The following is a 12,706-nucleotide window of genomic DNA, read 5'->3' on the forward strand; positions in this document are numbered from 1 at the left end:
TACCGCCTCCAATTTAGTTGATAAAGGGGAGAACAATAATTGGTCTTAAACTTTATTAGTTACTGGTCTTACGAGTAGTTCCAGATCTGAATAGTGGGTTTCAGGTTAAGTCGTTAGAACAATCAAATTTGAGAATGAAATGAAATCTTCACTGCCGCTGACGGCAAGTATATATGCTCTTTTGGTACTGATTTGGGCGACGACGCCGCTCGCGATTGTGTGGAGTGTGCAGGAAATACATCCGATGTGGGTGTTGATTATCCGTTACTTCGGTGCATCTATTATTGCGCTGTTTTTGTTGAAATTGATGCGTGATCCTTTGCCGTTTGATGAAACCTCATTAAAAAGTTATGTGGCAGGGAGTTTGAATTTGATTGGCGCACAGTTATTTATTTATCTGGCAGCCAATTATCTCACCTCAGGTTTAATGGCACTGATTTTTGGTTTTTCACCCTTAATTGCCGGTTTGATTGGGCATGTAATTTTAAAAACACATAAATTGGTCGCTTTGCAGTGGTTGGGCATGGCGGTTGCAGTGGGTGGTCTAACTTTTGTCTTTGCAGATTCTGCTGATAGCAAAGTCAATCCAATTGGCGTTGTACTGATGCTAATCAGCATGGTGTCGTATATTAGTTCGATTTTTTGGGTGAAGCAGATTAATGCACCGTTAAAGCCGATGTCACAGGCAACCGGTTCCCTGATTGTTTCTGCTTTAGGATCGATACTCATTATTCCTTTTATCTGGCAGCATTTTCCAACCGAATTGCCAAGTGGCCGTGCCATGATAGGTTTTGTCTTTACCATGATCATGTCATCTATTGTGGCAATGCTGTGTTACTTCTGGCTGATCAAACGTTTGGCGGCATCAACGGTGTCACTCAGTAATGTGATGACACCTGTCATAGCATTGGTTTTGGGAGCGACGTTGAACAGTGAATATATTAGCTCCAATGCCTTTGTTGGAATCGTGGTCGTGATGTTTGGTATTGTGATGTACTTTTGGAAAGAGTGGCGCGAGCAATATTTTAATAAAGTACGTTGAACCGTGTACATCTACAGAATTATAAGGAAGCTGCGGCTTCCTTTTTTTTCTATACCTTTGCGCTAAAGAGCGTGTTTCACATGGAACATGATGGCATTGTCGAAACAATCGACAGTTGGTGTAAAAACAACAAAATAACAAACAACAGCTACAGTCAGTTTGAGTACTATGGAATGAGCTATAAAATCAAATAGATCTGTTTGATAAAAATAAATTTAGGACAATTTTAAATGTCTGAATCTAACAAAATCGTGGTATATGCAGCGCTCTTCGGCAATTTAGCGATTGCACTGGTGAAGTTTGTCGCTGCCTACATCACGAATAGTTCGGCCATGTTGAGTGAAGCTATTCACTCTGTGGTTGATACTTTAAATGAAATCTTACTGCTCTACGGTATGAAAAAATCGCAGCAGCCAGCAAATGCACGCCATCCGTTTGGTTATGGGAGAGAGCTGTATTTTTGGGCTTTTATTGTGGCGTTGATGGTCTTTGCTTTAGGTGCGATCGTGTCGATTTATCAAGGGATTAGTCATATTTATCACCCCGAAGAAATGCAAAATCCGATGATTAACTATATCGTATTAGGTATTGCGATTTTGTGTGAAGGGACCTCTTGGTTTGTGGCATTGAAAGCATTTCGTAAAATCAAAGGGAAACAGGGCTATTTTGAAGCATTTCGACGCAGTAAAGATCCGACGACATTTACCGTGTTATTTGAAGATTCAGCAGCGCTGATTGGTCTGTTTATTGCCCTGATCGGTATCTATTTATCACACGCGCTGAATATGCCAATGCTCGATGGACTGGCGTCGATTTTAATTGGTGTGGTGCTCGCTATTTCAGCGATCTTACTTGCACGTGAGACTAAAGGATTGCTCATGGGAGAAACCGCAGACCCGCAGTTGAGGCATAATGTCTTGATGGTTGCAGAGCAAGATCCAGCAGTGCATTCTGCCAATGGGGTGTTAACAGAACAGATGGGTGCACATCAAGTTTTGGCATCTTTGAGTCTTGAATTTAAAGATAATTTAACGTCAGATGATATCGAAGCTTGTGTCAACAGAATTGAAGCACAAATTAAACAGCTTCATCCTGAAATTGTGGCACTCTTTGTCAAGCCTCAATCTCGGAAGGTTTGGCTTGAGCGCATGAAAGGTCGTCTTGATCAATAGGTCTGCGAGGTTAAATACTTTGCAAGGTTTGTCAGCATAGTGAATGAATTTTAAATACACATGAATCAAAAAACTCAATCAGCACAATTTCAAATCAGTACTGAACGCTGTATGAAACATACGTGGACGAAGCCTGTATTTGATTATCTGGCAACTGACCATTTTAATGGGGAAAAATTCTTTAATACCATTCGAAATCCAGATGCGTTTACGCGTAAAGATATGCTGAAATGGATCATGACGCGTAAAAGCGACACGTGGAAAGTAGATCGTGAGCAAGAATACCAACAGTTTTTTGCATCTTCGCGCAGCATTCCGCAAAATCGACCTTTGGCTAAAATGGATGATTGGTTGGTATGGTTTGTTGGGCATGCTACGGTGCTAATTCAAATTGGGCCATATAATTTTTTGACCGATCCTGTATGGGCGGAGTATGCAGGCCCACGTCAAGGGACTGGACCACGACGTGCTTGTCCTGCAGGCATTGCCTTAGAAGAATTACCTACAATTCATGGGGTTTTACTGAGCCATAATCATTATGATCATATGGATTTGGCAAGTCTAAATTGGTTGCATGAACAATTCGCTATGCCGATTTATACTGGTTTAGGCAACGCTTATTATTTGCCAACACACTTCAATGTCATTGAACTTGATTGGTGGCAATCGGAAATGTTTGAAGATTTACGCATCGTCTATACGCCGGCACAGCATGGCTCAGGGCGTGGATGGCGCGATCAAAATCATGCCTTATGGGGCGGGTTTTCTATCGTACATAGCACAGGGCATTTCTTCTTTGCAGGTGATACCGGTTATGCCGCACATTTCAAGCAAATTCATACACGCTTAGGCGCACCGCGTGTGGCGTTATTGCCGATTGGGGCTTATGAGCCACGTCGTTTAATGAAATATTTGCACATGAATCCCGAAGAGGCTTTTCAAGCGCATAAAGACTTACAGTCTAAATGTTCATTGGCCATGCATTATCGGACTTTTCAGTTGACTGATGAAGCTAGAGACCAACCTGAACATGACTTACATCAAGCCATGCGTAAAACGTCAAAGTTAATGAATCCATTTTTAACCATGCATGAAGGCAAAAAATTGATTGTTTAAGGATTAATTAGAAGTTAATTGGAATATTTAATGCCAAGAAAAAACCACCTTAAAAGGTGGTTTTTTTATTCAAAGATAAAACTTAAAGCAAGCCAGGATTACCTTGAGCTGGATCAGTTGCACGAGCAGCTTGCGCATCCGCTACAGTTAAGCCTAATGCTTTTGCAACACCTTCACCATAAGCTGGATCACATGCGTAACAGTTACGGATATGACGGTATTTGATGAAGTCGAGTGCATCGCCCATTGCGCCAGCAGTGTTATTAAACAATGCTTGTTTTTGTTCATCATTCATTAAGTTGAATAATGCACGTGGTTGACTGAAATAGTCGCTGTCATCTTCACGATAATCCCACAAGTCAGCATCACCAGTAATTTTCAATGGTGGTTCTTTGTATTGTGGTTGCTCTTGCCATTGGCTGAAGCTGTTTGGTTCATAATGCGGTGTTGCACCATAGTTACCATCCATACGGCCTTGACCATCACGACGGTTGGAATGAACAGGGCAACGTGGTGCATTTACAGGAATTTGGTAATGGTTTACACCCACGCGATAACGTGCAGCATCAGCATAGTTGAATAAACGCGCTTGCAGCATACGGTCAGGTGAGAAGCTAATGCCCGGCACCAAGTTACTTGGTGCAAAAGCGGCTTGTTCAACATCTTGGAAATAGTTTTCAGGGTTACGGTTGAGTTCGAATTCACCCACTTCAATCAACGGATAGTCGCCTTTAGGCCATACTTTGGTTAAATCAAATGGGTGATAAGGTACTTTTTCTGCATCAAGTTCAGGCATAATTTGAACGTACATTTTCCATTTTGGAAAATCGCCGCGTTCAATTGCATTGAACAGATCGGTTTGTGAGCTTTCACGGTCTTTGGCAATAATCGCTTCAGCTTCAGCATCGGTTAAGTTTTTAATGCCTTGTTGAGTGCGCATGTGGAATTTAACCCAGAAGCGTTCATTATTGGCATTAATAAAACTGAAAGTATGACTGCCAAAACCATGCATATGACGGTAACCATCTGGAATACCGCGGTCAGACATCACAATAGTAACTTGGTGTAGAGCTTCAGGTAGTAAAGTCCAAAAATCCCAGTTATTAGTTGCACTACGCTTATTGGTTTTAGGATCGCGTTTTACTGCTTTGTTTAAGTCAGGGAATTTACGAGCATCACGTAGGAAGAAGACAGGGGTGTTATTACCAACTAAATCCCAGTTACCTTCTTCAGTATAGAATTTAAGGGCAAAACCACGAATATCGCGTTCTGCATCTGCAGCACCACGCTCACCCGCTACGGTAGAGAAACGAGCAAAAAGTTCAGTTTTTTTACCAACTTCTGAGAAAATTTTAGCGCGGGTATATTGGGTAATATCGTTAGTCACGGTAAACGTACCGAAAGCACCAGAACCTTTGGCATGCATACGACGCTCTGGAATTACTTCACGAACGAAATTACCGAGTTTTTCATTAAGCCATAGGTCTTGGGCAAGTAAAGGACCACGTGCACCTGCCGTCATACTGTTCTGATTATCTACAACAGGAGCACCAGCATCAGTTGTTAGGTGGGTGACAGGACATTTTTTAACGTCGTCGCTCATTGAGTATCTCCATTATTATAATCATGTATTAAAGTTGGGAGTTATAACCTTTCAATTGATAACACGCTCAACAGCACATGACATTAACCGTTTTGTTAATTCATTTTAAAGTGACAATGTGACAACAGTTTTTCTCTTATTCTAAAATTTTTCAAGCAGCAATCAATCGAAGAGAAGTTATAAAACTGTAGCCGTTAAAAGCTTAAAAATCTCTATATACTTATTGACTCTAAAGCTTTCTGTGGCTTTTGACAAATGGAAAAATAGTTTTGTATAAATGGTTAATTCGATTGATTAAGTTATTGAATTTATATTATTTATTTATATATTTTGTTTTAATATTTTATCCATGAATTAAACTCAAATATGTTGCTATGATAGGTAGAAGAGGACGAACTAATTAAATCCATATTTTTATTATGGTTTTTTGCCTTCATATAGGTTTTTTAGCTGATTCTAGTTAATGAAAGACATTTTATGTTGTTAATATTGCAGAGATTTTCAACATTAAAGACATTATTTAATACTTAAAATAAGCTAAAAATACAGCTGAAGAAATATTGGCAAGTGGTCTAAGTTGTTTTAGAAAATTGTAAATAAATTCTTTATGGGGTGATGCTAGTTGGCACACCTATCTTTATTGTTGTCAGGTCAGGTGTTGTCACTCCAGCTTGAATCGATTCCTACATCATATCAACATACTAGGCAACCTTACGTGATCGCATATCGTAGTTGAGGGGGTTAATGGCGAACCCATTTTGACCTCGGGATATATTTTACTCCCAAATGGATAAGCACTTAAACAAGACTGGACCGTATTGGCATGAGCACATGGCACGACTCGTGTGGCTGATACAAGTGCTCCTTCAAGTGATTATACAATGGGCCTGTATATAGTTTGTAACTAGTCATAGATGGTGCAATCGACAGTTGTTTGAGGCATGGCTATGTAGTGGTTGCAACAGATTATCAAGGACTGGGTACACCGAGAATACATCCTTATATAAATGCACCCAGTCAAGTTTATAATGTGGTGGATTCTGTACATGCACTGCATTCTTGCAAGCCGAAGCAATTTAATAAAGACTGGATGGAGATGGGGCATAGTCAAGGTGGTGCAGCTGCTATTGCGGTTGCAGCTCAGGGACAAAAAGATGCGCTTGAATTGAATCTTAAAGCTGCAATACCCTTGGCACCGGGAGGTTATCAATACGAAGGCATTGCTGAATACGTACAAACCAATCCAAATCTAGATACCAATGTAGCGGCATTTTTCCCAATCATGTTGTTGGGAGCAGCCGCAGCAGATCGATCAATGTAGATCAACAGGTTAGTCCAGATATGCAGTCTTTACTAAATCAGGCCCGTAAACGCTGTTTGTCAGAACTACAAACTGAGTTAGAACAAGCACCTCAGCCAATCTTTTAAAAAATTCAGACTTAAGGCCATCCCTAAGCTATTTAAAACGGCAGTCGATTGAATATAAGACCCTAACCGTAACACTGATGTTTGTTTAAGGCGCCGCAGACCATTTAGTCGATCACCTTGGTACTCAAAGTTATTACCAGAAATTGTGCAAATAAAAATTGCCAGTAGTCTATCAGGCGATCCCAAATGGCTATCATCGGGGTGCATTAGGCCATAGTCCAAAATATAAGGCTGAATTTTTAAAGAGCTTACAACTGGCCAGCATTGCAAAGGCGTATAAATGAGATAAGTAAGCTGGCAATAAAAGCATAACTTCTAAAGCACTTTTATTGAAGGATGAACCAAGTGATGAATGATTTTCTTCTACCGTAAAAATGAATTTCCTAAATATCTAAAATAACTGGTTTAAGAGCCGGTTTTTTTTGTAAATAACATGACTTTATTTTATTCACCGATGCATTTGAAACGTCATTAGACTTGTCCGCGAAGTCTAATCGCGCAACATATGAATTATATCTCGCTTTAATTCATCCCATTCAGTAAAGTTGGGTACGATCAACAAGCTTTGCGACACAAAGCCATAACACACTCTTTGTATATTTAAAGCCATTGGCTTGAGCTTTTCCTCGTTATTTATAAAAGGCTTAAGCATGTGTTGCCACATTTGCACCATCATGACATAACTTTTACGGTAACTTTCAATATCTGAAATCCGCCGTTCCAATAAAAACACCTGTGACCATAAAAACTGCTGCGCTTGAATTTGCTCAATTTGAAAGTGGATGATTTGCTGTAAATACTCTTGAAAATCCAAATCTGTGGATAACTTGATCAGCGATTGTGCATAAGTTTTCATCTGTTCAGCATTGTGTTTCACATGCAAATGAATGGTTAGCGCAATCAAATCTTCCTTCTTGGAAAAATATTCATAAAATGTCCCTAAGCCAACGCCTGCAAGGTCGGTAATTTCCCGAATGGTAATTTGACTGGCAGGGCGCTCATGCAAAAGCCGAACAAAACTGTCCTGTAAGGCTTCTTGCGTGAGCTTTGCACGCGATTGACGCGGCTTACGCCGTATCTGAATGGCTGAATTCTTCATATTGTTAAGCGCTGAAAACCGAACGTCTATGCTTTAAATTTTCTCTATACTGAAATGAAAAGCCAACAAGAACAAGTGGAAAATATAGACGATGAATACATTAGAACAGCCATGGATGACGCATCAAATCAGCAACCAATTTGATGAACTAGAAAACTACAATCTATTTTCAAGCGATACGGTTTTACATGAAATCTTAAAACGCTGCAGCAGCCATGATCAGCCGACTTTATGCGAAATGGGCAAAGTGGCAGGTTCGAGTGAATACTTTCAGCATGGGGCTTTAGCCAACAAACATACCCCAATTTTACATGCCTTCGATGCGCGAGGTCGCCGTACTGACTTTATCGAGTTTCATCCTTCATGGCATAAATGGATGGGGCTCAACCGCCAGTTTGATACCCATGCACATCCATTTAATCAGCCAAATTCCAAGGCAAAATGGGTGGAATGGGCAGCACGTTTTTATTTAGCAGGTCAGGTCGAGTGCGGCAATTTATGTCCAAACTCCATGACGCTCGGCAGTATTCCACTCATTCAGCGCGAACCTGAACTGTGGGCCAAAATTGGCGAGAAACTACTATCGACTGAATATGATGAACGCGATGTACCGATTGCGCAGAAAAAGTCGATTTGGCTCGGTATGGGCATGACCGAAAAGCAGGGCGGTTCAGATGTACGTGCTAATGAAACTATAGCTGTGCCTGTGGCAGAAACAGGACGAGGTAAAGCTTATTTACTCACGGGGCATAAATGGTTTTTCTCTGCACCGATGTGTGATGCGCATTTGGTGGTGGCAAAAAACGAACAAGATGGCTTGGCTTGTTTCTTTGTGCCACGTTGGTTGGAAGATGGCACCAAGAATAATATTCAGGTGCAACGCCTAAAAGAAAAAGTCGGTAACCGCAGTAATTCAAGCTCGGAAGTCGAATTCAAAAATGCGTGGGGCATTATGATTGGTGAGGCAGGGCGTGGCATTCCAACCATTATTGAAATGGCGAATTACACCCGTCTGACCTGTTCGGTCGGTTCGAGCGCCATGCTGCGTCAAGCTTTGGTGCAATGCATTGCCTATACCCGTCAGCGTCAGGCTTTTGGTAAACATTTGATTGATCAACCGCTTATGCGTGCAGTCTTGGCAGATTTGGCTTTAGAAAGTGAAGCAGCGACGCAGCTCAGTTTCCATTTGGCGCAGTGCTATGAATCGGATGATACTTTGTCTGTGGCATGGAAACGCATCATGACCCCAGCAGCTAAGTTTTGGATTTGTAAACGTGCAGTCGAACTAACTGGTGAGATGATGGAAGTCTTTGGTGGTAATGGCTATGTCGATAACGGCATCATGGCGCGTATCTTTAAAGAAGCACCTGTGAATACCATTTGGGAAGGTTCAGGCAATGTCATGTGCCTAGATGTGCTGCGTGCGATTGGGCATGACCCTGAATCTATTGAAGTGCTGTTTAAAGATTTGGCGAGTACAGCAAGTACAGATGAAAGCTTGCAAACAGAATTGCAGGACTTGTTCAGGTTGTTCCATCAATCACCTGAAGATTTACAATTTATGGGGCGCAGTTTGGTCAGTCGTTTAACGGTACTTGCACAAGCGGTGTTATTGAAACGCTATGCGCCTGATTATGTAGCAAATGGTTTTATTCAAAGCCGCTATAGTGCGAAACATGGGCAAGTGGTGGGCATGCTGGATGCTAAAAAGGTCGATGTAGAGCGAGTATTAGAACGGGCTTTTGCTAGCTAAATACAACGTATTTCCCTCTCTCAATGGGAGAGGGTTAGGGAGAGAGAAATAATGTGGCAAAGCAATTTTTTTATGGCCTTGGGGCTAACTACGCTGTATCAAAAAGCCATAGGAAAGTGCTTGAAAAAATCTAAAAATAGACCAATATATGCACTACAGCACGAGGGTGCTGTATAGGCAAAAAGGTGAATGCAAATGGCAAAGAAAAAAGTCCTGCCTGAAGTTGAAGTTCGCAACTTTGTGGCAAAACACATGAACGATTTTAACAAAAGCCAAACTTTTGTAGATCGAAAGAAAAATGCAAAACGTGGCTATGCAAAGCACAAAAAAGGGGGATATTCGAATGATTATCTCCCTTTTTATTTCAGTGTGTTTTCTCAGTTTGTAGTCTACTAAATGATTCGGCTTCAGCATCTGCTTAAACAAAGTTCACATCATATTCCATACGTTTTACTGTTCGCTTCGCAATCTCTAGGCCATGCAATTTGGCCACAATATAAAGAGATGCATTGATCCCCGAAGAAATCCCCGCAGCATCTAAGACTTCAACTTCGTTGAATAATAAGATACCAACGTTCATTTAGGTGGTTCCATGCAGGATTTAAAGCATTGGTTTTGAGTTGAAATATTGAACATTAAAACACCGCTTATTTTGAAAATAAGTCTTCAAACATTTTGTTGAATGTGGATTTTTGTTGTGGTCTAGACGCTGTGCTTTGATGTTTTACGGCGTTATTAGGTTGCTGAAGTACGTGTTCCACCTGACTGGTCAATTGCTCAAACCATGTTGCGTCGCTGTGCTGCGTCTGATTTAGCTGTTTGGCGCGCTGTGCAGCCAGCACCGATGGATCATTTTTACCTAAGCGGCGCTGCTGTGACGCAGTAATTTCTATACCGAGTAAGGGGGGAATACGAGAGCGGCTGACCGGAGCTTTGGATTTTGTTGGCTTGGTTGGGCGTATATTGACTTGTTGTGCTTGGGACGGTCTAGGTCGAGTTGAGGATACTTTTTCAATCGGTGTATCGTGTTGCAGCTCTAACATTTTTTGTTTGAGTTGCGGATGGATCTTTGTCATATAAAAGGCAATGGCGACAAAAGCCAGAAAAAATAAAAAATCCATCATCACCTCATTTTATTATTTTACATGAGTGTTCTTAAGCACTCACGATTCGGGTTGCCGATTTCACCATATCACCAAGACCATGAGTCTTGAAGTAGTACTCCATCATGCTTTTCACCATCAGTGGATTATTCATGCTCAAAGCACGATCCAAGAGCTCTTTTGCATCTGGCATCGGCACATGGCAGATGGCTTTACGGACTTTGAGGATATTACTCGAACTCATCGATAGGGTATTAAAGCCCATCGCCATCAGTAAAATAGCTGTGAGTGGATCACCGGCCATTTCTCCACAAATACTAATCGGCTTGTCGTATTTATGACATTCTTGCACCAAGCGAGTCAGCGCACGAAGTACGGCTGGGTGTGAGTGTGAATAGACATTGGCAACCCGTGGGTTATTACGGTCAACCGCAAGTAAATATTGAGTTAAATCGTTAGATCCGACCGAGAAGAAGTCAACCAATTCAGCAAACTCATCGATCTGTAACAGCACACTCGGCACTTCGACCATGATGCCGATTTTGGGTTTGGTAATTTTCACCTGTTCTTCTTCTTGCACCGCTTGCCAGTCACGATCGAGCAAATACAACGCTTCTTCGACTTCGCTGACACTGGTCACCATCGGCAGCAATATATGCAAGTTATTCAGGCCAATACTGGCTTTGAGCATGGCACGAATTTGGGCTGAAAAAATCTCAGGATGATCGAGGGTAAAGCGAATTCCACGCCAACCTAGTGCTGAGTTTTCTTCTTCAATCGAGAAATAAGGAAGGTCTTTATCTGCACCAATATCGAGGGTACGCATCACCACTGGTTTATTGGCAAAATGACTGAGCTGTTGACGATAAATAGCGCGCTGTTCTTCTTCACCGGGGAAGCGATCACGCAGCATAAATGGAATTTCAGAACGGTATAGACCGACACCTTTGGCGCCACGTTGTACACCGCGAACCACATCGATCATCAAGCCAGTATTTACAAACAATCGAACCGCAACACCGTCAGGGGTGATGGCATCTTTGGTTTCGTATTGCTTCAGATCTTTAGCAATTTGCTCTTCTTCTTTTTGAATCTCTTTATAACGTGTGCGTAAACGACGAGGTGGATTGATGAATACACGACCTTGATGTGCATCGACAATCATTTCGACATCATCGAGGGTATTAATTGGTAGTTCAGTCACACCGACTACGGTTGGAATACCGAGGGCACGTGCCACAATCACCATGTGTGAGTTCATGGCACCTTCAGTGGTTACAATCGCCGCTATTTTATCGACAGGGAGTTCAACCAAGGCAGCCGTAGAAATTTCCTCACCAATTAAAATGCTTTCATCGGTGATTTCACGGTGACTGGCATCTGCTTCTTGCAAAAAGGCCAAGATACGACGCCCTAGATCTTTTAAGTCTGAAACACGTTCGCGGAGATAGTCATCTTCCATCTGTGCAAAGAGCGCAATGTGTTTATCAATAACAATGCGTACCGAACCTTGTGCCCAGTTACCGTCACGAATTTCACTTTTGATTTCCGCGGGGAGGGCATTGGCATCGAGCATCCGCAAGAACACGCTAAATAATGCCCGCTCTTCGGCCATGAGGGCATCTTGCATCTTTTCATCGAGAGACAAAATTTCTTGACGAACTGCGTCTATGGCATTGTCGAGTAATTCGAGTTCTTCACTGATGTCATCGGCTTCACGATCGGGGACTGAAGCCAAATCAGCAGGTGGATACAGGATGACTGCACGACCTAGCGCAATACCGCCTGAACCTGAAATACCTTGGAAAGTTTTATAGGCAGGGAGGTTGTTTGGTTTACGAAAGACTTCAATATTCCCGACGGCATGTGCATGGGCAATCACCCCTGAAAGCTGAGCGCATAGGGTCACGAGGAAGGATTCGGCAGCTTCGCTAAAGTCTTGAGGTTCTTTGTTTTGAACGACCAAGACGCCCATAACTTTACGGCGATACATTACCGGAACACCGAGGAAGGAATTGTAAATTTCTTCCCCCGTTTCTGGCAGATACATAAAGCGTTCATGCTTCGGTGCGTTATCAAGGTTGACGATTTCTTCACGTTGTCCAACTAAGCCGACCAAACCCTCACTGGTATGCAAAGAGACATGCCCAACGGCTTCAGGGTTTAAACCCTTAGAAGCCATTAGTAAATAACGATGATTTCGTTCATCAAGCAAGTAGATTGAGCAGACATCCACATGCATGGCTTCGGCCACTTGATTGACCATAATGTCTAAAGATTCATGCAAACTGGCCGACGCATTAATCTCTTGGACTATGCGTCTTAAGGTATCCAGTTGCATGTTCGACATCGTGTCTGCTCCAAAATTTATTCTGCTTTATTTATAACAA

11 protein-coding genes are annotated in these 12,706 nt (G+C 42.0%); 6 read left to right on the top strand and 5 right to left on the bottom strand.

Annotated elements, in window-relative coordinates; genetic code table 11:
- Nucleotides 1-139 precede the first annotated feature (139 nt).
- The 3 genes from FTT72_RS01790 (at nucleotide 140) to FTT72_RS01800 (ending at nucleotide 3,330) form a co-directional block, all read left to right on the top strand.
- Complete coding sequence (locus FTT72_RS01790) at nucleotides 140-1,042, top strand: DMT family transporter (RefSeq protein WP_180177766.1); 903 nt, start codon at nucleotides 140-142, stop codon at nucleotides 1,040-1,042.
- A gap of 230 nt (nucleotides 1,043-1,272) precedes the next feature.
- Nucleotides 1,273-2,214 carry a cation diffusion facilitator family transporter gene (locus tag FTT72_RS01795; protein WP_078192768.1) on the top strand — a complete coding sequence of 314 codons (942 nt, stop codon included), beginning with the start codon at nucleotides 1,273-1,275 and terminating at the stop codon, nucleotides 2,212-2,214.
- A gap of 60 nt (nucleotides 2,215-2,274) precedes the next feature.
- Nucleotides 2,275-3,330 carry an MBL fold metallo-hydrolase gene (locus tag FTT72_RS01800; protein ID WP_180177767.1) on the top strand — a complete coding sequence of 352 codons (1,056 nt, stop codon included), beginning with the start codon at nucleotides 2,275-2,277 and terminating at the stop codon, nucleotides 3,328-3,330.
- An 82-nt stretch (nucleotides 3,331-3,412) separates the two neighbouring features.
- Here the strand turns inward: FTT72_RS01800 and FTT72_RS01805 are convergent, their stop codons facing one another.
- Nucleotides 3,413-4,933, bottom strand: coding sequence for a catalase (locus FTT72_RS01805; protein ID WP_111884100.1), 1,521 nt, complete (start codon nucleotides 4,931-4,933; stop codon nucleotides 3,413-3,415).
- Nucleotides 4,934-5,885: 952 nt separating this feature from the next.
- On the opposite strand from FTT72_RS01805, the gene FTT72_RS16375 reads away from it, so the two are divergent.
- Nucleotides 5,886-6,254: a hypothetical protein gene (locus tag FTT72_RS16375; RefSeq protein ID WP_373686880.1), complete on the top strand. Its 369-nt coding sequence runs from the start codon at nucleotides 5,886-5,888 to the stop codon at nucleotides 6,252-6,254.
- A 597-nt stretch (nucleotides 6,255-6,851) separates the two neighbouring features.
- Here the strand turns inward: FTT72_RS16375 and FTT72_RS01815 are convergent.
- Nucleotides 6,852-7,460 carry a TetR/AcrR family transcriptional regulator gene (locus FTT72_RS01815; protein ID WP_180134484.1) on the bottom strand — a complete coding sequence of 203 codons (609 nt, stop codon included), beginning with the start codon at nucleotides 7,458-7,460 and terminating at the stop codon, nucleotides 6,852-6,854.
- Between the two features lie 91 nt (nucleotides 7,461-7,551).
- Between FTT72_RS01815 and FTT72_RS01820 the strand changes: the two genes are divergently transcribed.
- Entirely contained in the window at nucleotides 7,552-9,213 is a 1,662-nt protein-coding gene (locus FTT72_RS01820; RefSeq protein ID WP_180177768.1) for an acyl-CoA dehydrogenase family protein, read from the top strand.
- Between the two features lie 195 nt (nucleotides 9,214-9,408).
- Nucleotides 9,409-9,609, top strand: coding sequence for a hypothetical protein (locus FTT72_RS01825; protein WP_180042069.1), 201 nt, complete (start codon nucleotides 9,409-9,411; stop codon nucleotides 9,607-9,609).
- A 22-nt stretch (nucleotides 9,610-9,631) separates the two neighbouring features.
- On the opposite strand, the gene FTT72_RS01830 is transcribed toward FTT72_RS01825, so the two are convergent.
- The 3 genes from FTT72_RS01830 to ptsP form a co-directional block, all read right to left on the bottom strand.
- The gene (locus tag FTT72_RS01830; protein WP_180048824.1) at nucleotides 9,632-9,793 is read right to left on the bottom strand and encodes a hypothetical protein; all 162 of its coding nucleotides are present in this window, start codon (nucleotides 9,791-9,793) and stop codon (nucleotides 9,632-9,634) included.
- Between the two features lie 67 nt (nucleotides 9,794-9,860).
- Nucleotides 9,861-10,334 (bottom strand): hypothetical protein, encoded by a 474-nt coding sequence (locus FTT72_RS01835; protein ID WP_180006997.1) that lies wholly within the window; start codon nucleotides 10,332-10,334, stop codon nucleotides 9,861-9,863.
- Nucleotides 10,335-10,368: 34 nt separating this feature from the next.
- The gene (ptsP, locus tag FTT72_RS01840; RefSeq protein ID WP_180005299.1) at nucleotides 10,369-12,666 is read right to left on the bottom strand and encodes a phosphoenolpyruvate--protein phosphotransferase; all 2,298 of its coding nucleotides are present in this window, start codon (nucleotides 12,664-12,666) and stop codon (nucleotides 10,369-10,371) included.
- Nucleotides 12,667-12,706 lie beyond the last annotated feature (40 nt).

The sequence above is a fragment of the Acinetobacter sp. YH01005 genome (assembly GCF_013420465.1).
Lineage (GTDB): Bacteria > Pseudomonadota > Gammaproteobacteria > Pseudomonadales > Moraxellaceae > Acinetobacter > Acinetobacter amyesii.

What these genes read in the sequence shown, in the direction of transcription:
- FTT72_RS01795 (WP_078192768.1), top strand. Translation starts at nt 1,273, where the DNA reads ATGTCTGAATCTAACAAAATCGTGGTATATGCAGCGCTCTTCGGCAAT.
- FTT72_RS01800 (WP_180177767.1), top strand. Translation starts at nt 2,275, where the DNA reads ATGAATCAAAAAACTCAATCAGCACAATTTCAAATCAGTACTGAACGC.
- FTT72_RS01790 (WP_180177766.1), top strand. Translation starts at nt 140, where the DNA reads ATGAAATCTTCACTGCCGCTGACGGCAAGTATATATGCTCTTTTGGTA.
- FTT72_RS01825 (WP_180042069.1), top strand. Translation starts at nt 9,409, where the DNA reads ATGGCAAAGAAAAAAGTCCTGCCTGAAGTTGAAGTTCGCAACTTTGTG.
- FTT72_RS01820 (WP_180177768.1), top strand. Translation starts at nt 7,552, where the DNA reads ATGAATACATTAGAACAGCCATGGATGACGCATCAAATCAGCAACCAA.
- FTT72_RS01830 (WP_180048824.1), bottom strand. Translation starts at nt 9,793, where the DNA reads ATGAACGTTGGTATCTTATTATTCAACGAAGTTGAAGTCTTAGATGCT.
- ptsP (WP_180005299.1), bottom strand. Translation starts at nt 12,666, where the DNA reads ATGTCGAACATGCAACTGGATACCTTAAGACGCATAGTCCAAGAGATT.
- FTT72_RS01835 (WP_180006997.1), bottom strand. Translation starts at nt 10,334, where the DNA reads ATGGATTTTTTATTTTTTCTGGCTTTTGTCGCCATTGCCTTTTATATG.
- FTT72_RS01805 (WP_111884100.1), bottom strand. Translation starts at nt 4,933, where the DNA reads ATGAGCGACGACGTTAAAAAATGTCCTGTCACCCACCTAACAACTGAT.
- FTT72_RS01815 (WP_180134484.1), bottom strand. Translation starts at nt 7,460, where the DNA reads ATGAAGAATTCAGCCATTCAGATACGGCGTAAGCCGCGTCAATCGCGT.